Annotated in this window: 4 protein-coding genes; all 4 read right to left on the minus strand. The window is 71.9% G+C overall.

The features are described 5' to 3' along the window. Nucleotides 1–17: 17 nt before the first annotated feature. The 4 genes from ABZW30_RS22245 to ABZW30_RS22260 are packed head-to-tail and all read right to left on the minus strand — an operon-like array spanning nt 18 to nt 24,794. Nucleotides 18–12,230: an amino acid adenylation domain-containing protein gene (locus ABZW30_RS22245; protein WP_355672882.1), complete on the minus strand. Its 12,213-nt coding sequence runs from the start codon at nt 12,228–12,230 to the stop codon at nt 18–20. Nucleotides 12,231–12,259: 29 nt separating this feature from the next. Next, nucleotides 12,260–16,729, minus strand: a complete 4,470-nt coding sequence (locus ABZW30_RS22250) for an amino acid adenylation domain-containing protein (protein ID WP_355672883.1) — start codon at nt 16,727–16,729, stop codon at nt 12,260–12,262. Beyond that, nucleotides 16,726–22,947 (minus strand): amino acid adenylation domain-containing protein, encoded by a 6,222-nt coding sequence (locus tag ABZW30_RS22255; protein WP_355672884.1) that lies wholly within the window; start codon nt 22,945–22,947, stop codon nt 16,726–16,728. Before ABZW30_RS22255 ends, ABZW30_RS22250 begins: the two co-directional genes overlap by 4 nt. After that, entirely contained in the window at nt 22,944–24,794 is a 1,851-nt protein-coding gene (locus tag ABZW30_RS22260; RefSeq protein ID WP_355672885.1) for an ABC transporter ATP-binding protein, read from the minus strand. Before ABZW30_RS22260 ends, ABZW30_RS22255 begins: the two co-directional genes overlap by 4 nt. Nucleotides 24,795–24,823: the final 29 nt, after the last annotated feature.

Here is a 24,823-nt window from a genome sequence, read left to right on the forward strand (position 1 = left end):
TCTGCTCCTTGTGGAGGTTATTCATCGGCCGGCCCGGCCAGGAGTTGGTCCATCTGGTCGGGCGAGAGAGCCACGAGCATGCCGTCGTGGGACTCCGGCTCCTCGCTCTCCTCGCCCTCGGCCGGGAGCTCCTTGGCGAGCACCGCCAGCCGTTCGGGCGTCTTCTCCTCGAACACTTGCCACGGGGTCAGTTCCAGCCCTTCGCGGCGGAGCCGGGCCGACAGCTGCATCGAGCTGATCGAGTCGCCGCCGAGCTCGAAGAAGCTGTCGTCGGCCCCGACCCGTTCCACCCCGAGGATCTCGGCGAACAGTGCGCACAGCAGCTCTTCGACGGCCGTGCGCGGATCCCGTCCGGAGGAGTTCCCGGCGAAGTCGGGGGCCTGTAGCGCCCGATGATCGACCTTTCCGTTCGGGGTCAGGGGCATCGCGTCCAGCGGTACGAACGCCACCGGCCTCATGTGCTCGGGCAGGCGTTCGGCCGCTGTCTCGCGGAGGGCGGCGATCAGCGCGTCGGCCGACTGCGCGGCCGCCGGGACGACGTACGCCACCAGCCGCTTCTCGCCGGGCCCGTCCTCACGAGCGACGACCACCACCTGGGCGGCCCCCGGATGGTCCGCCAGCACGGCCTCGATCTCACCCGGCTCGATCCGGTAACCGCGCACCTTGACCTGCGCGTCGGCCCGGCCGACGAAGACCAGCTCTCCCTCGCGGGTCCAGCGGACCCGGTCGCCGGTGCGGTACATGCGGCCCCCGGAGGAGAACGGGTCGGCGATGAACCGTTCCGCGGTCAGGCCCGGCCTTGCGAGGTATCCACGCGCGAGCCCTGCCCCGGTGACGTAGAGCTCACCGGCCACGCCGGGCGGCACCGGCTGCAGGAAGGCGTCGAGCACATACGCCCGCATGTTGGTGATCGGGCGGCCGATGGGGACCACGTCGCGTCCCGGAGACAGCGGCGAGCTCATCGTCGCGCACACGGTCGTCTCGGTGGGACCGTAACCGTTGATCATCCGCCGGTCCCGCGACCAGCGGTCGACCAGGGCGGGCGGGCACGCCTCACCGGCGACGATCAGGGTCTCGAGGCCGTCCGGCAGGTCGTCCTCGACGGCCAGCACGCTCGGCGGCACGGTGACGTGGGTGATGCGCCACCGGCGCACCGCCTCACCCAGCGACGCTCGCGGCGGCATGCTGTCGGGGTCGGCCAGCACCACGGTCCCGCCTGACAGCAGGGCCATGCACAGCTCGGAGATCGCGGCGTCGAACCCGAGGGCCGCGAACTGCAGGATCCGTGAGGAGGATGTCACGCCGAAGCGCTCGATCTGCGCGGCGGCCAGGTTGCCGAGCCCGGCGTGGGTGACCTGGACGCCCTTGGGCGTCCCCGCCGACCCGGAGGTGTAGATCACATACGCTGCGTCGCCCGCAGCCACGGCCGGCAGCGCCACTGCCGGGTCGGCGGCGGGCCGTTCGTCCAGTGCGACCACCACGCCCGCGAACCCGTCCGGCACAGCTGTCCGGGTCGCCCCCGTGCACAGCAGCACCTCGGGCGCGGAATCCGCCAGCATCAGCTCGATCCGACCGGCAGGATAGTCCGGGTCGACCGGTACGAACACCCCGCCCGACAGCGACACGCCGACCAGGGCCACCACCAGCTCCACCGACCGTCCGACCAGCACGGCCACGCGCGTCTCACGTCGGACGCCCAGCCCCGCCAGCAGCCGCGCGAGATCCTCCGCCTCTGCCAGCAGCCCGCCGTACGACAGGTTCCGCGCCGCGTCCTCCACCGCGATCGCGTCCCGCGTGAGTTCCGCCCGGCGGCGGAACAGTACCGGCAACGGCTCCGGCACGAACCGCGCATCGGTGGCGTTCCACTCCTCGACCACCAGGCGGCGCTGCGCCGTGCCGATCAGGCCGACCCGGCCCACCGGAGTCCACGGATCGGCCGCCACCTGCTCCAGCGCCCGGACGACCGCCGCCAGCATCTCCTCTGCCCGGGTCCGGTCGAAGGCATCCGGACGATAGATGAACTCGCCGTGGACGCCGCCGTCGTGGGAGGCGCGCATGGATATCGGATAGTGCCCGCTGTCGTTCGGGATCCCCGCGGGGCGCATGATGAGCGCATCGGGGTCTTCGGACGGGAGCGGCGGGCGGGGGTAGTTCTCGAACACCACGATCGTGTCGAACGCAGCGCTCTGCCCGGCGAGTTGGCTGATCTCCGACAGCCCGACGTGCTGATGCGCCATCATCGCGACCTGACGCTCCTGCAGGTGCGTCAGCATGTCGAGGAACGGTTCAGCACCCGCGAGGCGGGCCCGGACCGGCAGCGTGTTCATGAACAGGCCGACCACGGACTCGACTCCGGGGATCTCGGGCGGACGCCCGGCCACCGCAGAGCCGAAGACCACGTCGTCCCGGCCCGTCAGCCGGGCCAGGAGCAGCGCCCAGATCCCCTGGAAGAGGGTGTTCATCGTGACGCCGTGCCGGCGCGTGAACTCCACCAGCCGACGACTCAGATCGTCGTCGAGTTCGAACCGGACGCGTTCGGGCTCGACGGGCGCGGTGTGGGCGTCCGGCGGCACGACGTGGGTCGCCTCGTCGAGCCCGGCGAGCTCGGTCCGCCACGCCTGCCGGGCGGCTTCCTTGTCCTGGCGGGAGAGCCAGGCGAGATAGTCGCGGTACGACGTCGGGGCGGACAGGGACAGGCCGTCACCGCCCGATTCGTAGGCCGCCATCACGTCGGTGGAGAGGATCGGGAGAGACCATCCGTCGCAGGAGATGTGGTGGGAGGCGAGGGCCAGCCGGTGGCTGCGTTCGCTGATGCGCACCAGGTGCAGGCGCAGCAGCGGGGCCCGATTCAGGTCGAACCGGTCGGCGTGCAGCTCCTCCGTGAGTCGCTCGAACTCCGCCAGCGCCTCGTCCTCGGGCAGATGGGACAGGTCGGTCTCCGTCCAGGGCAGCGTCACCTCACGTGCGATCGCCTGCACGGCCCGGCCGGACCCGAGCTGGTGGAAACTCGCCCGTAGCGCGGCGTGCCTGTCGAGGAGGGTCTGCCAGGACGCGCGGAAGCGAGCGGCGTTCAGCGGGCCGTCGAGGGCGAGGGTGCGGATGCCCGCGTAGACATCCGGGCCTCGCTGGTCAGCGGCGTGGAACAGCAGGCCCTCCTGGAGCGGAGAGAGCGGCCAGATGTCGGCGAGGCCCGGAACGGCGGTCTGGATCTCCTCCACGTCCCGCTGCGTCAGCGCGGTGAGCGGGAAGTCGCTGGGGGTATGCCCGCCGGCTCCGGGGGCGGCGTGCGCGGCGAGGCCGGACAGCAGGTCCAGCCAGGCCTGGCCGAGCGACTCCGCCTCGGCTTCGCCGAGAATCCGTCCGGCCCAGGTCACGGTCAGATGGAGCTCGGGTCCGTCCGGGGAGTCGAGGACGACGGCGTCGATCTCCACGGCGTGGCGCAACGGCGTGTGCTGCTCCGCCGCGCCGCCGATGGTCCCCGTCATCTGCCAGGGCTCCGGATCACCGTCAGGGCGCGAGGAGAAGCGGCCCAGGTAGTTGAACCCGATCTCCGCCTTCGGCAACGCCGCCAGGGCCGGTGCCGTCTCGGCGTTGAGGTGGCGCAGCATCCCGTAGCCGAGGCCGCCGTCGGGCACGGTTCGCACGTTCTCCTTGACCTTCTTCAGCAGGCGGCCGGCCGCCTCACCACCGGCGATCGCCTCGTCGGTGTCGATCCCGGTCACATCCAGCCGGAGCGGGTGGACGTCGGTGAACCAGCCGACCGTCCGCGAGAGATCCAGCTCTCCGATGGGTCGGCGGCCGTGGCCTTCGACGTCCACCACAACGGAGTCGCCGCCGCGCCATCGAGCGACCGCGCCCGCCAGGGTGGCCAGGAGCACCTCGTGGACACCGCAGTGGAAGGCCGGGGCGGCCTTCTCCACGAGCACACGCGCGCGGTCTCGCGGCAGGGTCCATGACCTGCGTCCCGCAGTCGCGATGGTGTCGCGCGTGGGGTCGAGGGAGGCCAGCCGCGGTTCCGCGTGGTCGAGGATCTCCGTCCAGGTCTCGAGTTCCGCGGCCCGGATCGCGGCTTGATCGACCAGTGTCCGCGCCCATCGCCGGAACGGGACCTCCACCGGGTCGAGAGCGGGCTCCCCGCCCGTGATCACGGCCTCACATGCCGCACGCAGGTCCAGCAGCAGGATCCGCCACGACACCGCGTCGGCCACCAGATGATGGGCCACCAGCACGAGCCGTCCCACACGACCGGGTCCGGCGTCTATCCACACCGCCCGGATCATCACACCGGCGGCGGGATCCAACCGCGCCGCCGCCTCCCTGGCACACCGGTCCGCGACCTCATCGATGTCACCGGTGTCCGCCTCGACCCGCTCGACCAGACCCGCCGCGTCCACCGCGCCCCGACCGGACACGACCAGGCTCGGCTCTTCGCCCCCGGCCGTGACGATCCGGCTCCGCAGCAGATCGTGGGTGTCGACCACCGCGCCCAGTCCGGCCGCCAGCGCGTCCACCGACAGCTCGCCCGGGGCGCCCACGGTCACCCACTGGGTCAGGGCCCCTCCGGTCAACGCGCCGGGGTCGCGTTCGATGAGCGCCCGCATCACCGGCGTCCACACGACCTCGCCGACACCGTCGGCGAGGTCTGCCCGCGTCGCGCCGCCGCGCTCGGCGACCGCCGCGATCCCCGCCGGTGTCTCCTGCTCGAAGACGTCCTTCGCGCCGAAGACGACATCGGCGCGGCGGGCTCGGGCGGCCAGTTGCATGGAGAGGATCGAGTCGCCGCCCAGCTCGAAGAAGCTGTCATCGGCTCCGACCCGGTCCAGCCCGAGGATCTCGGCGAACAGTGCGCACAGCACCCGCTCCGCCTCGGTGCGCGGCTCGCGGCCGGCGACCTTCCCGGAGAACTCGGGAGCAGGCAGGGCCTCGCGATCGATCTTCCCGTTGATCGTCAGCGGGAAGTCGTCCAGGACCACCACCGCGGCCGGGACCATGAACTCCGGCAGCCGCGCCGCGAGGTGTTCGCGGAGCGCATCGGGGTCCGGGGCCTGGTCCGGTTCCACGATCGCATAGGCGATCAGCCGCTTCTCACCTGGACGGTCCTCCCTCGCGACGACGACCGCCTGCGCGACCTGGGGAGCCTCGGCGAGCGCCGTCTCGATCTCCGCCGGCTCGACCCGGTAGCCCCGGATCTTCACCTGGGAGTCGGCCCGTCCGGCGAACAGCAGCTCGCCCCGGTCGGTCCAGCGTGCCAGGTCGCCGGTGCGGTACATCCGCTCGCCGGGGGCGAACGGGGCGGCGACGAACCGCTCCGAGGTCGCGCCGCGGGCCTCGGGATAGCCGAGCGCCAGACCGGCGCCCGCGAGGTAGAGCTCGCCGGTCACGTTCGGAGCGACCGGCTGGAGGAAGGCGTCGAGCACATACGCCCGCCGCCCGGCCAGAGGGCGGCCGATCGGCAGGACGTCGCCTGTCTCGTCCCCCGGCTCAAGGAGATGCCACGTGGCGCACAGTGTGGTCTCGGTCGGGCCGTACAGGTGCCGGACTCGGACGTCCGGGCAGACCCGGCGCAGCTGTGCGACGGAGGCGAGGGGCACCGTGTCCCCGCCGGTGAGGATCTCGCGCAGCCCGTTGAAGGAGCCCGGCGACTCCTCGGCCAGCACCCGGAAGCTCCCGGCCGTCAGATGGACGGTGGTCACGCCGCGTGCGATCGCCTCCCGCAGGCGCTGGGTGTCGACTGCGCCCGGTTCGGCGACCATGACGCGGGCACCGCGGACCAGCGGCGCCCAGATCTCGAGCAGCGACGCGTCGAACGCGTGCGAGGCGTGCATCAGTACGCAGTCATCGGCATCGAGTGACCAGCCGGGGTCGCCGGCCAGAGCCGCGACGCTTCCGTGCGGCACCGCGACGCCCTTGGGCTCCCCGGTCGATCCCGACGTGTACATCACGTAGGCGACGTCGCGCGCCGTGACCGTCGGCGTCTCGTGCCTCGTTCCCCTGGGCCACGGCGCGTCCACGGGCACGGGCTCGACCCCGTCCGGCACCGCGTTCCGGGTCGCCTCGGCGCAGACCGCCACCGCCACGCCGGCGTCGGCCAGCATCCGCTCGATCCGCACCGGCGGGTGGTCCACATTCACCGGGACGTACGCGGCCCCGGCCTTCCAGACCGCGAGGAATGCGACGAACAGGTCCGCGCCGCGCTCCATCACCACGCCGACGTGGTCGCCGCGTCGCACGCCCATCCCGGCCAGATGCCCTGCCAGGCGGTCCGATTCCCGGTCGAGGTCGCCGTAGGACAGGGTGCGGTCGCCATCGATGACGGCCACCGCGTCCGGCGCGCTCGCCGAGCGCCGCCGGAACAGTTCCACCACCGACGAACCGTCGGCGACCTCGCCGGTCGCGTTCCAGTGCTCCACCACGGACGTGCGTGTCGCGTCACTTGTCACGCCCAGGCGGCCCACGGGAAGCGAGGGCGCGGCCATCATCCGTTCGATGACACGCACGACCTGCCCGGCGACCTCGGCGGCGGTCTTCCCGTCGATCCGGTCGGGCCGGAAGGACACGCGGATCTGCAAGCGCTCTCCGGGACTGGCGCTCATGGTCAGCGGGTAGCCGGTACCGGTCCGGGTGAGGGCCGAGCTGATCGTGACACCGCCGTCGTCGCCGAGGCCGGCTGCGTCACGCGGGTAGTTCTCGACCATCATGATGGTGTCGAAGATCGCGCCCGGCCCCACCGCCTTCTGGATCTCCGACAGACCCATGTACTGGTGTTCCGTCAACGCCGACTGGCGTCGTTGCAGGTCCTGGAGCAGCTCCAGCATCGGCAGGCCGCCGTCGAGGCGCACCCGGACCGGAACGGTGTTGATGAACATCCCCACCATCCGTTCCACATCCGGTACGTCCGCCGGGCGGCCCGACACCACCGTCCCGAACACCACGTCCGTCCGGCCCGCGAGCCGGGCCAGCACCAGGGCCCACGCGCCCTGCACGATCGTGCTCAACGTCAGCCCGTGGCCGCGGGCGAAGTCGGTGAGTGTCCGGGTCGTCTCAGTGGACAGCCATGCGCAATGCTCGTCCGGCATCACCATCGCCTTGCCCGCGTCGGCGTCCACCACGGTCGGCTCGTCCGTCCCGGCCAGCTCCGACCGCCACGCCGATCGCGTCGCGTCCTGGTCCTGACGGCTCAGCCACGCCAGGTATTCACGGTAGGAGGGTGACGTCGACGGGTTCGGTCCGCCCGCGTAGCCGGACGACATCTCGCCCAGGATGATCGGCGTCGACCAGCCGTCCAGGAGGACATGGTGCGACGTCAGGACGAGCCGGTGCCTGTTCTCGCCGAGACGGATCAGCAGCAGCCGGAGCAGCGGCGGGCGGGTCATGTCGAACCGCTCCGCCTGGTCCTCCGCGAGAAGACGTTCGACCTCGGCGGCCGCGTCGGCCTCGCCGAGATGCGACACGTCCGCCTCACGCCAAGGGATGTCGGCCTCGCCCACGACGACCTGCACCGTCTGACCCGAGCCGAGCTGGTGGAAGCTCGTCCGGAGCGACTCGTGCCGGGCGACGAGCGGCTGCCACGCCGCGAGCAGCCGTTCCGGGTCGAGCGGCCCGTCGAGGTCCAGGATCCGCTGGCTCTGGTAGACGTCCACTCCCTCCTCGTCGAGGGCCCGTTCGAAGAGCATGCCCTCCTGCAGGGGCGACAGGGGCCAGATGTCGGTCAGCCCGGGCGCGGCGGCCTCCAGCTCCGCCACGTCCCGCTGCGACATGTCGACGAGGTCGAAATCGGACGGCGTGTGGCCTCCGGCGCCGGGGGCGGCAGCGTGGGCGGCGAGGCCGGTGAGCATCTCCAGCCAGGCCTCCCCCAGCCGCTCCACCGTGGCGGGGTCGAGATCCCGGCCGTCCATGGTCAGCCTCAGCAGGGGACCGGCCGGCGTGTCCTGAACGTCCGCGCCGACCTCCAGGGCATGGGCGAGGACCAGGTCAGGGCCGGCGGCTCCCACGCCGAGCGGCCCTTCGCTGACCTGCCACGGAGTGTCCGGGGAGGTGGCGGCTGACCGGCCGAGATAGTTGAATCCGATCTTCGGGGACGGCAGTTCGGCCAGCCTGGCCCCCGTGTCGGGGTTGAGATGGCGCAGCAGCCCGTAGCCGGACCCGTCGCCCGGCACGGCGCGGACTTGCTCCTTCACGGCCTTCAGCAGGTCCCCGGCCGCCGCGTTCCCGGCCGCCGCGGCTGCCAGGTCGAGGCCGGAGACGTCGAGGCGGACCGGGTGGACGCTGGTGAACCAGCCCACGGTGCGCAGCAGGTCCTCGCCGTCGGCCGCGTGGCGGCCGTGGCCCTCCAGGTCCACCAGCACCCCGGCGTCACCGCCGCGCCGGCGCGCCACCGCGCCCGCCAGACCCGCCAGCAGGACCTCGTGGATCCCGCAGTGGAAGGCTCCCGGGGCTTGGCCCACCAGGCTCCGCGCCGTGGGCCCGGACAGTGTCCAGGACCATGAGTGCGGCCGCCCCGCGTGCTGCCCGGGGAACGGGTCCACGCCGTCCAGGACCTCGACCCAGTGATCGATCTCGGCGACGGTGCGCTCGCTGAACGCCTGCTCGGTCAGCCGCCGCGACCACTGCCGGTACGACGTCGTCGCAGGTTCGAGAGACGGGGTCCCTCCGGAGATCACCTCTTCATAGGCTGTTCGCAGATCCGGCAGCAGGATGCCCCACGAGACCGCGTCGACCACCAGGTGATGCGCCACCAGCGCCAACCGGCCCGGCTCGGCGTCTCCGGCATCGATCCACACGGCCCGCACCATGGTTCCCGTCGACGGGTCCAGGCCGCCTGCGGCCGTCCCGGCCTCGCGTCCGGCGATCTCATCGAGGTTCCCGGTCCCGGCCTCCACCCGTGTCACCAGTCCGGCCGCGTCCACCGTGCCCCGATCGGGCACGATCAGCCGTCCGTCGGACTCCACCCGGCCGCGCAACTGGTCATGGACGTCCAGCATCGCTCCCAGGGCGGCCACCAGCGCGTCCCGGTCGAGGCCGGGCGGAGCGACGATGACTCGCGCCTGGGCGAAGCCGGGGCGTAGCGCGTCGGCTCCAAGGGCGCGCATCACCGGCGTCCAGGGGATCTCCCCGATGCCCGTGTCCGCCTCGGAGCGGCCCGGCCGCGTCGTTCCGGCCGCCTGCGCCAGCGCGGCCAGCCGTTCGGGCGTCCGCTGCTCGAACACCTGACGTGGGGTGAGGGCGATTCCCTCGCGACGGGCGCGGGCGGCCACCTGCATCGACGAGATCGAGTCCCCGCCCAGCTCGAAGAAGCCGTCCCCGACCCCGACCCGTTCCAGGCCGAGAACCTCGGCGAACACCCGGCACAGGATCCGCTCGGCCTCGGTGGCCGGGTCCCGGCCCACCGGCTTCGACGCGAAGTCCGGTTCGGGCAGGGCCTGTCGATCCACCTTCCCGTTGACCGTCAACGGCAGCTCGTCCAGCGCGATCAACGCCGCCGGGACCATGAACTCGGGCATCGTCTCGGCGAGCCGCTCCCGCAGCCATACCAGGTCGAGGTCCCGCCCCGCTTCGGCGACCACATAGCCGATCAAATGCCCGTCCCGGGCACAGACCACGGCCTGGCCGACGCCCGGAAGCCCGGCGAGGACCGCCTCGGTCTCTCCCGGCTCCACGCGATAGCCGCGAATCTTCACCTGATCGTCGGCCCGTCCGCCGAACACGAGCGTGCCCTGGTCCGTCCAGTGGGCCAGGTCACCGGTCCGGTACATCCGCTCGCCGGGGACGAAGGGATCGGCGATGAACCGCTCGGCCGTCAATGCCGCACGACCCAGGTAGCCGCACGCGACACCGGCCCCGGCGACGTACAGTTCGCCCTTCACGCCCGGAGGAACGGGGCGCAGGAACGCGTCAAGGACGTAGACGTGCCGGCCCGCGAGGGGACGTCCGATCGGCAACACCGGTCCGGTCTCATCGCCGGGTTCGAGCAGCCACCAGGTCGCGCACAGGGTCGCCTCCGTCGGGCCGTAGAGATGCCGCACCCGGACGTCCGGGCACGCCCGCCGTGCGCGCTCCACCGCCGTCGGCGGCACCTCGTCCCCGCCGGTCAACACCTCGCGAAGCCCGGCGATCGACTCCGGTGACTCCTCGGCCAGCACCCGGAAGGCCCCTGCGGTCAGGTGGGCGGCCGTGACGCCACTCGCCACGTATCGGGCCAGAGCCTCCCCGTCCACCGCGCCCGGTTCGGCGATCACTATTCGGGCACCTGACAGGAGTGGCACCCATATCTCGAACAGGGAGATGTCGAAGGCGTGCGAGGCGTGCGTCAGCACGGCGTCGCCGGGCCCGATCTCCCACCGCGGCTCCCCGACCAGCGCCGCCACGTTGCCATGCGACACCGCGACGCCCTTGGGCGTGCCCGTCGACCCCGAGGTGTACATCACGTAGGCGAGGTCGTCGGCTCCGACCTCCACCGAGGGGCGGGCGCACTCCGCCACGGCCCGCCGCGTCTCCGGGTCGTCCAGGACGATCGGATCGAGCCCGCTGTCCGACACGGCTACCCGGCTCGCGGCCCGGCACACCACCGCCGCCGGATCCGCGTCCGCCAGCATGAGCTTCACGCGTTCCACCGGGTAGGCGGGGTCCACCGGCACGAACGCCGCCCCCGCCTTCCACACCGCGAGCAGTGTCGCGATCAGGTCGGATGACCGTTCCATCACCACGGCGACCCGATCCCCGCGCCGGATGCCGCGGCTGGTCAGGTAACCCGCGAGCCTGTCCGCATGCCCGGCCAGGTCTCGGAACGACGTCGTCCGATCTCCGTCGATGATCGCCGTCTCGTTTCCGCGACGCTCCGCCTGGCGATCGAACAGGACCAGCGGCAGGCAGGCTGGCTCGGCGTCGGGTGCCATGCCCCAGGCGTTCACCACCAGGTTGCGCTCGGCGGCGGTCGTCACAGCGACGTCGGCCACGGTGATCCCGGGGTCGGCCGTCAGCCGGCGCAGAACCCCCTGGAGCCGCTCGATGACAGAGAGAGCCGCGCCCGTGTCGAAGAGGTCGGTCAGATGGTCGAGCTTGAGGAGCATCGTGTCGCCGGGGACGGCGACCAGCGTCAGCGGATAGTGGGCGGCCTCCCTACCCTGGTTCACCCGGACGGAGAAGGTCTCGGCGGAGTCCGGTTCGCCGAGGTCGCGGGGAAAGTTCTCGAAGACGAGCAGGGTGTCGAAGATCGCGCCGGGGCCGGCCGCCTTCTGGATGTCCACCAACCCCACGTACTGGTCCGGGATGAGCGCCGACTGCCGCTTCTGCAGCTCCGTCAGCAGTCCGATGATCGGCGCAGCACCGTTCAGCTGTACGCGCACGGGCACGGTGTTGAGGAAGAGCCCCACCATTGCCTCCACGCCGGGCAGGTCCGCCGGGCGTGCCGACACCACCGCCCCGAACACCACGTCCGTCCGGCCCGACAGCTGCGCCAGCACCAGCGCCCACGCGCCCTGCACCACCGTGTTCAGCGTCAGCCCATGGCTGCGGGCCAGGTCTTCCAGCGAGCGGGTGAGCTGCTCGGGGAGCTCGGCCGTGACGCTCTCCGGCATGCCGGGCGCTCGGCCCGGGTCGGCCGGCGCCACCAGGGTCGGGTCCTGCGCGCCGCGCAGCTCCGCCGTCCACGCCGCCAGCGCCCGCTCCTGGTCCTGCCGGTTCAGCCAGGCGAGGTAGTCCCGATAGGACGCCGCTTCCGGCAGATCCGGCCGACCGGTACCGGCCGCGTACAGGGCCAGCAGTTCATCGAACACGATGGGCAACGACCAGCCGTCCATGACCGCGTGATGGCAGGTCACCACCAGCCGGTGACCGGAGTCGTCGAGACGGATCAAGGTGAGGCGCAGCAGTGGGGGCTTGGCGAGGTCGAATCTCCGGAGCCGGTCCTCCTCGGCCAGCTCCCGCACTGCCTCATCGGGATCGTCGAGGTGGGAAAGGTCGACCACACGCCACGGCAGGTCCACCCGGTCCGCGATGACCTGCACCGTCTCACCCGACGCACGCTGCCGGAAGCAGGCCCTGAGCGCGGCGTGCCGGGTGAGCAGCGCCTCCCAAGCCGCGCGTAACCTGGCCGGGTCCACCGGACCCTGCAGCTCCAGTATCCAGTGGCCGACGTAGATGTCGGGCCCATCGTCGTCGTAGACCGTGTGGAACAGCAGCCCTTCCTGCAGCGGCGACATCGGCCAGATGTCCTCGATCCGCGACTGAGCCATCGGTGTCTCCCTCGATCCAGCGAAAAGGCTTAAAGGTCGTCGTTGAACTCGGCTTCGAGTTCCTCGATCTCGTCCTGGTTCAGGTCGAGGAGGTCAAAATCGGACGCGGTGTGCCCCCCGGCGGAGGAATCACCCACCAGGCCGGCCAGGGCGGACAACTCGTCCGACCACAGTCGGCCGAACCGTTCGATCTCGGCCTCCGGGAAGAGACCGGCCGGCCAGCTCACCGTGAGCGTCAGTTCCAGGCCGTCCGGCAATTCCCGGATGGCCGCCTCGGCTTCCAGCGCGTGCGACGGCCTGATGTCCGGGTCCGATGAACCGCCGAGTGCTCCGGAGCGCTGCCACTCCCGCACGTCGCCCGTGGCGGACCGGCCCCGGTAGGCGAACCCGATCTGGGGGGACGGCAAGGCTTCCAGGACAGGTCCCGTCTCGGCGTTCAGACGGCGCAGCAAGCCGTAGCCGAGCGTGTCGCCGGGCACCGCCCTCGACTGCTCCTTCACCGCCTTCAGCAACGACCCGGACGCCGGATCGATCCCGCCCACGTCCAGCCGCACCGGATGCACGCTCGTGAACCGGCCCACCGTCCGGGACGGATCCATCCCGCCGACCGGGTGACGGCCGTGGTTCTCCACGTCCACCAGCACCACGTGGCCTCCGCGCCACCGCGCCACCGCGCCTGCCAGGCCCGTCAGCAGCACCTCGTGGACACCGCAGTGGAAGGCCGAGGGGACCTGCTCGGCGAGCGCTTGCGCGCGGTCCTTCGGCAAGGTCCACGATCGGCGTCCCGCGGCCGAGCCGGTGCCGGGCGCGCCCAGCCGTGGCTCCTCCCCGTCGAGGAGCGCCGTCCACGCGGTCAGCTCCGCGACGCGTTCCTCGGAGGTCGCCTGTTCCGCCATGGCGGCCGCCCATCGCCGGAACGAGACGTCCACCGGGTCGAGGGACGGCTCCCTGCCTGCGGCGGCAGCCTCATGAGCAGCCTTCAGGTCCGTCAGCAGGATCTCCCACGACATCGCGTCGACCACCAGAGGATGCGCCACCAGCACGAGCCGCCCGACCCGACCGGGTCCGGCGTCCACCCACACCGCACGGACCATCACACCCGCGGCAGGATCCAGCCGAACGGCCGCCTCCCGAGCGCACCGCTGCGCGACGTCGTCGAGGTCACCGGTGTCCGCCTCGACCCGCTCGATCAGTGCCGCGGCGTCCACCGCGCCCCGGCGGGACACGACCAGCCGGGGCTTCCCGGCCTCGACGATCCGGCTCCGCAGCATGTCGTGGGCGTCGATCAGCACGCTCAGCCCAGCCGCCAGCGCGTCCACCGACAGGCCGCCGGGCGCGCCGACGGTCGCCCACTGCGCGGATCCCGGCCCCCATGCCGTCATCATCGGCGTCCGGGCGACGTCTCCTGTGCCCTCGGCCGGATCGGGCGGCCCGGCCGGCCCGCCGTCCGGGTCGAGGATCCCGGCGATTCCCGCCGGGGTCCTGTGCTCGAACACCTCGCGCGCGCCGAAGGCCATTCCGGCGCGGCGGGCCCGCGCCGCCAGCTGCATCGAGGTGATCGAGTCCCCGCCCAGCTCGAAGAAGCTGTCATCCGCGCCGACCCGTTCCAGGTCGAGAACCTCGCCGAACAGCGCGCACAGCGCCCGCTCGGCGTCGGTGGCCGGTTCCCGGCCGGTGACGCGTCCGCTGAAGTCGGGGGCGGGCAGCGCTGCCCGGTCCACCTTGCCGTTGGCCGTCACCGGCAGTACGTCCAGGACCAGCACCGCCGCCGGCACCATGTAGTCCGGCAGCGCCCTGGCGACGTCCTCGCGCAGCCGTTCCGGATCGATGTCGCCGCCGGACACGACATAGCCGATCAGGCGTCCTTCACGTGCCACCACCACAGCCTGGTCAACGCCCGGCCGCGCAGCCAGCACCGCCTCGACCTCGCCCGGCTCCACACGGTAGCCGCGGATCTTCACCTGCTCGTCGGCGCGCCCGGCGAAGACCAGATCGCCCTCATCGGTCCAGTACGCGACGTCGCCCGTCCGGTACATGCGCTGACCGGAGGTGAACGGGTCTGCGACGAACCGCTCCGCCGTCAGCCCCGGACGGTCCAGATAGCCGTGCGCCACCCCCGCGCCCGCGATGTAGAGATCGCCCGCGACGCCCGGCGGCAACGGACGCAGGAAGACATCCAGCACATACAGCCGCCGACCCGGCATCGGGCGGCCGATCGGCAGGACCGGCCCCAGCCGCTCGCCGGGCCCGATCGCCTTCCAGGTCGCACACAGGGTGGTCTCCGTCGGACCGTACGTGTGCCAGACGACCAGCTCGGGGCAGGCCCGCCGGACCCGCTCCACCTCACCGAGCGGCACCACGTCGCCGCCCGCCAGCACTTCGCGCAACCCCGAGAACGACTCCGGCGCCTCCTGCGCCAGCGCCCGGAACTGGCCCGCCGTGAAGTTCACCGAGGTGAGGCCCTGTGCGACGTGGGCAGCGAGGCGCGCCGCGTCGACCACGCCCGGCTCGGTGAGCATCACCCGCGCACCCGACACGAGCGGCACCCAGAGGTCGTACAGGGACGCGTCGAAGGTGTGCGGCGCGTGCATCAGCACCGCGTCGCCCGCTCCGACGCCCCACCCCGGGTCTCCCGCCAGGGCCGCGACGCCGCCGTGCGGGACGGCAACGCCCTTCGGTGTCCCGGTCGATCCCGAGGTGTACATCACGTACGCCAGGTCGTCCGCCCCGATCGGGACCAGCGAGGTCTCACCGTCGACGATGTCGTCCATCATGATGAGCCCGTGGCCCGAGGGCACGGCGGCCGCAGTCCCCGCACAGCACACCACCGCGGCCACCGCGGCGTCGGACAGCATGTACGCGACCCGGTCCGCCGGGTAGTCCGGATCGACGGGAACGAACGCCGCTCCCGCCTTCCACACTCCGAGCCATGCCGCCGGCACCTCCGGCGAACGCTCCAGCAGGACACCGACGCGGTCGCCACGTCGCACGCCCCGGTCCACCAGTACCCGCGCCAGCCGGCCCGACCATGCGTCGAGCTCCGCGAACGACCAGGCCCGTCCCCCGGCCGTCATCGCCGTCGCGTCCGGAGCCTTCTCCACCTGCCGGAGGAAGAGCTCCACCGCCGATGGCGCGACGATCGGGTCGCCCGTCTCGTTCCACCGCTCGACCACCCGCTCACGTTCGGCGTCACTCACCAGGTCCAGGCGGCCCAGCGGCGCAGCCGGATCCGCGATCATCCGTTCCAGGACGCGGACCAGCCCGTGGAGAGCGGTCCCGGCGACTTCGGCGTCGACCATCCCCGGCTGGTACTGCACTTCGGTCTCGATGCTCTCGCCCGGCATGACGCCCAGAGTGATCGCGTAGGGGGACGCCTGGTGGAACTCCCGCAGGGTCAGTCCGAGAGCGCGCGGGGACGTCGGGTCCGCCGAGGGATCGACGTAGTTCTCGAACACCACGAGTGTGTCCAAGCCCGCCCCTGCGAGCCTCTGGATCTCCGGGAGCCCGAGGTGCTGGTGCGCGATCAGTGCGGACTGCCGCTCCTGCAGCTCCGTCAACGTCTCCAGGACCGTTCTCCCGCCGTCCAGCCGCACGCGCACCGGCACGGTGTTGATGAACAGCCCCACCATGCCCTCCACGCCCGGCAGGTCAGCCGGACGCCCGGAGACCGTCGCGCCGAACACCACGTCCCGGCGGCGCCCCAGTCGGGCCAGCACCAGCGCCCACGCGCCCTGCACCACCGTGTTCAGTGTCAGCCCATGGCTGCGGGCGAACTCCATCAGGGCGGAGGTGAAGGCCGGGGAATGGCGGATCACCTCCCGGACCGGCAGTTCCGGAGCCCGGCCGGGCCTTTCGGGGATGCCGAGCGCCGATGATCCGTCGGTGCCGGCCAGCTCCGCGCGCCATGCCGCCCGGGCGGCCTCCTTGTCCTGCCGCCCCAGCCATGCCAGATGGTTCCGGTAGGAGGCCGCTGACCGCAGACCCGACGCGACGCCGCCGGCCGCGTAGATGTCGAGGAGTTCTGATTCGAGGATCGCCCGCGACCACCCGTCCATGAGCAGGTGATGGCTGGTCGTCACGAGACAGTGCCGCTCCGGACCGAGCCGGACCAGCGTCAGCCGCAGCAGCGGAGGTCGCGTCAGGTCGAACCCCCTGGCGCGCTCCTTCTGCGCGATCACGGTCACCTCGGCCATCGCGTCGTCCTCGTCCAGGCCGGACACGTCGCATTCGGTCCAGGGGAGTTCCACCTCCCGGGCGATGAGCTGGACCGTCTCGCCGGACTTCCGCCGGTGGAAGGACGTCCTGAGCGCCGCGTGCCGGTCGAGGAGGGCCTGCCAGGAGGTCCGGAGCCGCTCCGCGTCCAGCGGCCCGTCGATGATCTGGGTCTGCTGGATGACGTAGATGTCGGGGGCCGTGTCGTCGAAGGAGGAGTGGTAGAGCATTCCCTCCTGCATGGGTGACAGCGGCCAGATCTCGGCGAGCGCCGATCCAGGGGTCACGATTTCCCGCCTCCGCCGAAGTGCTTCGCTATTGCTTCAAAACCCTCGATCTCGTCCTGATCGAGGTCGAGGAGGTCGAAGTCGGACGCGGTGTGTCCCCCGGCCGAGGAATCGTCCGCCAGGCGGGCCAGGCCGCACAGCGCGTCCCGCCACATCCGACCGAACCGTTCGATCTCGGCCTCTTCGAAGCGGCCGGCCGTCCAGCTCACCGTCAGCGTCAGTTCCGGGCCCCCCGGCAGGTCCCGGACGACCGCGTCGACCTGCAGCGCGTGCGGCGCCGCCGTGGCCGGATCCAGAGAACCGCCGATGTCACCGGCCTGCTGCCATGCCGCCACGTCGTTCTGCTCACCCACGGCGAACCGGCCCATGTAGTTGAACCCGATCCAGGGTGACGGCACGGCCTCCAGTACCGGTCCGGTCCCGGCGTTCAGATGACGCAGCAGCCCGTAGCCGAGCCCGTCGCCGGGCACGGCCCGCGACTGCTCCTTCACCGCCTTGAGCAGGTCCCCGGACGCCAAGTGGATCCCCGAGACGTCCAGTCGCACCGGATGCACGCTGGTGAACCAGCCGACCGTCCGGGACAGATCCAGCCCGCCGACCGCATGACGGCCGTGACTCTCCACGTCCACCAGCACCGCGTGATCGCCGCACCAGCGCACCACCGCCCCCGCCAGCCCTGCGAGCAGCACCTCGTGGACCCCGCAGAAGAACAGCCCGGGAATCCTTCCCAGCAGCGCCGACGCCTCGGCTCCCGACATCGCCCACGACCGTGAGCACACTCTCCCCGCGCTCACGTCCCGCCCGCCGACCGGCCGCTCCGCCTGGCCCAGGACCGCCTGCCAGGCCGGCAGTTCACCGACCCGGTCCGCGGAGGCCGCCCATTCCTCCAGCAGGCCCGCCCACCGCCGGAACGACACCGCCACCGGCTCCAGCGAAGGCGTCCGCCCCGCCGCAGTCGCCTCGCACGCTGCCCGCAGATCCGGTACCAGGATCCGCCAGGAAACGCCGTCGACAGCCAGATGGTGCACCGCCACCACCAGTCGGCCCACCCGTCCCGGCCCGGCGTCCACCCACACCGCCTGCACCATCACGCCCGTCTCCGGGTCCAGCCGGCCCACCGCGTCCCGAACCGCGCCTTCCACGGCCTGGTCCAACGAGCCTCCGGCAAGCCCCACCCTCTGGACCTGACCGGCCGTGTCCACGGAGCCGCGTTCACCGACGATCAGGCGTCCCTGCTCCACGCGGGCTCGCAGCATGTCGTGCGTATCCACCACGGCTGCCAGCGCGGCGGCCAGGATCCCCTCGCCCAGATCCGCGGGTGCGCCCACAACCACCCACTGTGCGAATCCCGCACCGGTGATCCCGTCGCCGAGCATTCTCATCACCGGCGTCCACGGCACCTCGCCCGCACCGTCGGCCGTCCCGGGCTGGAGGCGTTCCGGCAGAGGCGATTCCGCCGCCAGCCGCGCGAGTCCCTCCGGCGTCCTCAGCTCGAAGACGTCCTGCGCGGCGAGGGCCAGTCCTTCCCGCCGCGCCCGCGCCACCAGCTGCATCGAGGTGATCGAGTCCCCGCCCAGCTCGAAGAAGCCGTCGTCCACGCTGACCCGCTCAAGGCCGAGCACCTCGGCGAACAGCCGGCACAGCACCTGTTCGGGCTCCGTCACCGGCTCTCGACCGACGGTCCCGGCAGTGGGACCAGGGCTGGGCAGCGCGCTGCGGTCGATCTTTCCGTTCGGGGTGGTGGGCAGCGCCTCCAGCACCACCACAGCGGGCACCATGTGCTGGGGCACCCGGGAGGCCAGGTACTCCCGTATCGCCTGCGGATCGACCCCAGCCGGCGACACATAGGCCAGGAGGCGGTCGTCCCGGACGGCCACAGCCGCCTGGGCGACCCCCGGGTGGCCGGACAGGACGGACTCGATCTCGCCGGGCTCGATCCGGAACCCGCGGAGCTTCACCTGGTCATCGGCCCGCCCGGCGAACACCAGCTCACCGCCGCTCGTGAGACAGGCCAGGTCTCCTGTCCTGTACATCCGCTCACCGGCAGCGAAGGGATCGGCGACGAACCGCTCCGCCGTCAGCGCCGCACGGCCCAGGTAGCCACGGGCCAGCCCGATCCCCGTCACATACAACTCACCGGTGATCCCCGGCGGCAATGGCCGAAGGAAGGCGTCCAGTACGTGGCAGCGGCTTCCCACGATCGGCTTCCCGATCGGGACCACGTCCTGGCCCGCCGTCAACGGCATGCTCATCGCAGCACACACCGTGGCCTCGGTCGGCCCGTAGGCGTTGATCAGCCGCCGTCCCTCCGACCAGCGGTCCGCGAGGCCCGGCGGGCATGCCTCCCCCGCCACCACCACCGTCTCCAGCCTCGCCGGCAGCACGTCGGCCGTGGCGAGCACCGACGGCGGAACCGTCACATGGGTGGCGTCCCACCGCTCCAGTGCCTCGGCCAGCGACACCCGCGGCGGCAGGTCCTGCTCCGGCGCCATCACCAGCGTCGCCCCCGAAAGCAGCGCCATCAGCACCTCGGAGACCGTGGCGTCGAAGCCCAGCGCCGCGAACTTCAGGACCCTCGACGACGGCGACACAGCGAACCGGTCGATCTGCGCCGCCGCCAGATTCCCCAGGCCCGCGTGGGTGACGACGACCCCCTTCGGAATCCCCGTCGACCCCGACGTGTAGATCACGTACGCCGCGTCGCCGGGCCCCACCGGCGGCGGCACCGCGTCCGGGCCCGCCGAGAGGTCCACTTCGTCGATCACCACCGACCGGTCGGCGAGCTCCTCGGGCACCGCGTTCCGCGCCTTCCCGTCGCACACGACCAGCACGGGATCCGCGTCCCCCAGCAGCAGTCCCACGCGCTCGGCCGGATACGCGGGATCCACCGGAACGAACGCGCCTCCGGCCAGCGACACCCCCAGCATCCCGACCACCCACCACGCCGACCGCCCCACGACGAGGCCCACCCGGGACTCCGGTCCGACCCCACGGGCCCTCAGCACAGCGGCGAGCGCCGACGCCCGTTCCCAGAGCTCCTCGAAGGTCAGCTCGCCGTCACCGTCCGCCACCGCCGTCTCATGGGGCCGCTCCTCCACGACCCGCGCCACCAGCACCGGCAAGGTCTCCCCCACCGCCGGCGCCGCATCCGGGCCGCTCACCCGGCCCCCACCCACACCGGCCCGCCCCACCAACCCGTATGGGTCGGCGCCCACCGCGCCGAGGGCGCCGACGAACCACCCCAGCACGGACTCCGCGACGGTTTCCTCGATCTGCCCGTGCCGGTAGGCGAGCTGGATCCTGAGACGGTCCCCCGGGATGATGCCGAGGGTCAGTGGATAGTGGGTCCCCTCGACCGTGCCCAGGTAGGTGAACCGGTCGGCGAAGTCCCGCGGATAGTTCTCGAACACCAGCAGCGTGTCGAACTTCGCGCCCGGCCCGGCGACCTTCTGGATCTCCGGCAGTCCCAGGTGCTGATGCGGGATCAGAGCCGCCTGCCGCCGCTGCAGACCGGTGAGCAGGTCGGCGACCGACTGTCCGCCGTCGAGCGATACCCGGACCGGCACGGTGTTCATCATGAGCCCGGTCATCGACTCCACCCCGGGGAGCTCTGCGGGACGGCAGGCGACCGTGGTGCCGAACACCACTTCGGTGCGCCGCGCGAGCCGGGCCAGCACCATCGCCCACGCACCCTGCACCACCGTGTTCAGCGTCAGCCCGTGGTCACGAGCCACCTCCCGCAGCCTGGTGGAGAGCTCCGGCGTGAGGTGGGCGATGCGGTACTCGTACCCCGTCCCGGCGGCCGTCCTGGCGATCGACGCGTACCCGTCGAGGCCGGACAGCTCCGCCTGCCAGGCAGCGCGTGCCGCGCCCTTGTCCTGCCGGTCCAGCCAGGCCAGGTAGTCCCGGTAGGATGCCGCGCCGATCCGCTCCGGGTGCCGGCCGTCGGCCTCGTACGCCTCGGCCACCTCGTTGAGGATGGCCGCCACCGACCAGCCGTCGGTCAGGATGTGGTGGTGGACGACCAGCAGGCGGTGCCGGTCCTCGCTGATTCGGGCCAGCAGTAGCCGGAACAGCGGGCCCGCGGCCAGGTCGAACCGCTGCTCCTGTTCCTGCCGGGCGAGGGCCTCGACGGCCGCCTCGGCGTCGCCCACGCCGGTGAGATCGACCTCCCGCCAGGGCAGCACGACGTGCCCGGCGACGGCCTGGAGCGTCCTCCCCGACGCGAGCCGGACGAAGCTCACCCGGAGTTCGGCGCGCCGCGCGAAGACCGCTTCCCAGGCGGCCCGGAGCCGGGCCGCGTCCAGCGGCCCGGCCAGCTCCAGGATCCACTGCGCCTGGTAGATGTCGAGGCCCTCTCGTTCAAGGGTCGACTGGAAGAGCAGCCCTTCCTGGAGCGGGGCGAGCGGCCAGGCCTCCACGGCACCGGGTACGGCCGTCGCCAGCTCGGCCTCCTCCTCCGCGGTGAGGGCGATCAGAGGGCGGCCGACGGGGGCGTCGGGGTCATCGGCGGGCACGGGACGCGCTGCGGCCGCCAGCCGTGCGGGGGTCCTCTCGCTGAAGACCTGCGAGGGCGTCACCAGCAGACCGGCCCTGGCCGCGCGCGCCGCCAGCCGCATCGCGACGATCGAGTCGCCGCCCAGGGTGAAGAAGCTCTCGTCGACACCGACCCGATCCAGGCCGAGCAGGTCGGCGAAGAGTCCGCTCAGGACGCGCTCCGCCTCGGTGGCGGGTTCGCGACCCGCGGCGTTCGCCCCGAAGACGGGCGCGGGCAGCGCCGCCCGGTCCACCTTGCCGTTGCGGGTCAGCGGAAGCCCGTCCAGCGTGATCACGACAGCCGGGACCATGTACTCCGGCAGGATCGCCCCGAGACGCTCACGGAGGACGTCGGGATCCGCGTCCGTCACCGCGTAACCGATCAGGCGTCCATCGATCACCACCACGACGGCCTCGTGGACATCCGGCTGGGCGGTCAGCGCGGCCTCGATCTCGCCCGGCTCGATCCGGAACCCGCGGATCTTCACCTGGTCGTCGGCTCTGCCCGTGAACAGCAGCTCACCGTCGGCGGTCCACTGGGCGAGATCCCCGGTCCGGTACATCCGTCCGCCGGGTACGGACGGATCCGCCACGAACCGCTCCGCCGTCAGCGCCGCCCGGTCCAGGTAGCCGTCCGCAAGGCCGGCGCCCGAAAGGTAGAGTTCGCCGACCGTGCCCGGCGGCAGGGGCTGCAGCGACGCGTCGAGCACCTGGGCCCGGCGGCCCGGAAGCGGACGGCCGATCGGCAGCACGGGACCCAGCACGTCGCCCGGCTGGAGCAGGTGCCACGTCGCGCACAGCGTCGTCTCCGTCGGACCGTACAGGTGCCGGATCCGTGCTCGGGGGACCGCCCTTCGCACTTTCTCCACCGCGTGTGCGGGCACCACGTCGCCGCCCGTCAGCACCTCCTGGAGGCCGGCGAAGGATTCCGGCGACTCCTCCGCCAGCGCGCGGAAGCTTCCTGCGGTCAGATGCACCTTCGTCACGCCGCCGGCGATGGCCTCCCGCAGACGTCGGGCGTCCACCGCGCCTGGCTCGGCGATCACCACACGGGCACCCGAGAGGAGCGGGACCCACATCTCGAAGAGGGACGCGTCGAAGGCGTGAGGCGCATGCATGAGGATCGCGTCACCGGGTTGCACCGTCCAGCCGGGGTTCCCCGCCAGCTCCGCGACGCTCCGGTGCGGGACGGCCACTCCCTTCGGGATCCCGGTCGACCCGGAGGTGTACATCACATACGCCAGGTCCCCCGGACGCACCGGGACCGCCGGCGCTTCGCCCTGCCCTCCCTCCGTGACGACGATCGACTCGACCCCCTCCGGCACGCCGTCGACCGTCGCGGCCGAACATGCCATCAAGGACGCCCCTGAGTCCGCGACCATGAACGCCACCCGCCGCGCGGGATGGCCGGGGTCCGCCGGCACATACGCCGCTCCCGCCTTCCACACGGCGAGCAGCGTCACCACCAGGTCCGCCGAGCGTTCCATCAGGACCGCCACTCGGTCGCCGCGGCGGACACCCCGACCGATCAGCCGCCCGGCCAGCCGGCCCGCGAGCTCGTCCAGCCGTCGGTAGGTCAGAACCCGGTCTCCATCGACCACGGCCACCGCGTCGGGCGTCCGCTCCGCCTGGCGGGCGAACAGCTCCGGCACCGTCGGCGTGGCCAGCGCTGCGGAATTCATCGTCCCCATTCGGAAGCCATCTGGGGGACCGGTCCGGCCCCGTTGCGTTCGGGCTCGGCAGCGCCGCCGCCCGACTTGGCGAACTGCGTGTGGTAGAGCTCCGCGTAGAGTCCACCCGCGGCCAGCAGCTCCTCGTGCGTCCCGCGCTCACAGACGCCTCCGTCGTCGATCACGACGATCTGGTCGGCCTCGCGGATCGTGGACAACCGGTGGGCGATCACCAGCGAGGTGCGGTCGCGCAGCGCGGTCCTGAGCGCCCGCTGGACGGCGGCCTCCGACTCGGAGTCCAGGTGGGCGGTGGCCTCGTCGAGCACGACGACCGAGGGCGCCTTCAGCAGCAGCCTGGCGATGGCCAGTCGCTGCTTCTCCCCGCCCGACAGCCGGAAGCCGCGGTCTCCCACGACGGTGTCGAGCCCCCTCGGGAGGGATTCGATCAGGTCCCAGATCTGAGCCCCCTTGCACGCCTCGATCAGCTCGTCCTCGGTGGCGGCCGGACGGGCGTAGGCGAGGTTCTCCCGGATGGTGTCGTGAAAGAGGTAGGTGTCCTGGCTGACCACGCCCACCGTCTCGCGGAGCGAGTCGAAGGAGAGGTCCCGGAGATCGTGTCCGCCGATACGGACGGTGCCGGAGGTCGGGTCGTACAGCCGGGACACCAGGTGGGTGAGAGTGGTCTTCCCCGCGCCGGACGGGCCGACGAGTGCGGTGAGGGTTCCGGCCGGCGCTTGCAGGCTGAGGTGGCGCAGGACCTCCGACGCCGTCTCCCCCCGCTCCCGTCCGCCGCGCACGTTCTGCTCCAGCGACGCCAGCGAGACCTCGTCCGCGCCGGGGTAGCGGAACGACACGTCCTCGAACTCGATCTCCGGGGCTGTGCTCACCGTGAGCCTCACGGCGTCGGGGCGTTCCTCGATCAGCGGCTTCAGGTCGAGGATCTCGAAGACCCGCTCGCAGCTCACCAGGACGATCAGCGCGTTCGCCTGCATCCCGGACAGCTGGGTGATCGGCCCGAACAGCCGCCCGAGCAGGGTGGCGAGAGCGATCAGCGTGCCGAGCTGAAAGGTCCCGGACAGCACGAGTCCGCCGCCGACCCCGTAGGTGAGCGCCGTGGTGAGCGAGGCCATCAGCGCCATGATGATGAAGGCCATCCGGCTGTAGACGACGACGCTCACGCCGACCCTGCGGAGCTTCTCCAACCGGTCCTCGTACTCGGTCATCTCCTGCTCCGGACGGCCGAAGAGCTTGGAGAGCATCGCCCCCTGCACGTTGAACCGCTCCTGGAGGATGCCGGCCAGGCCGGCGTTCGCCTCCATCGACTGCCTGGTGTACCGCTCCATCACCCGGCCCACGTACATCCAGGGAAGGAGAAACAGCGGGATCAGCACCAGCGTGACGACGGCGAGGAGCCACGACAGGTAGAACAGCTCGGCTACCACCATGACGACCGCGACCGCGCTGGTGACCGTCATCAGCAGCTGGCTGAAAGCCTGCTGCATCATGATCAGATCCATGTGGAGCCGTCCGACCAGCACCCCGGTCTGGGTGCGGGTGAAGAACGCGACCGGCAGCCGCTGGACGTGACCGAGCGCCTGGACCCGGAGTTCGTAGGTGACCCCCTGCCCGATCCACCCGGCGATGTGGGCGAGCGCCAGCTGCAGTAACGCGTCGAGGACGGCGAGGCCGGCGGTGCAGCAGGCCAGCAGCGTGATGGATCCGGAGTCGTGCTTGAGGATCCCGTCGTCGACGATCTGCTTGAGCAGCAGCGGAGTCGCCACCACGATGAGCGACTCCAGGACAGCGACGATGGCGAAGAGGGTGATCTTTCCGGTGTACGGGCGAAGGTAGGAGAGCACTCTGCGGGACGTGCCAGGGCTGATCCTGG

Origin of the sequence: Kitasatospora sp. NPDC004669, assembly GCF_040609455.1 — a bacterium.
Taxonomy (GTDB): Bacteria; Actinomycetota; Actinomycetes; order Streptomycetales; family Streptomycetaceae; genus Kitasatospora.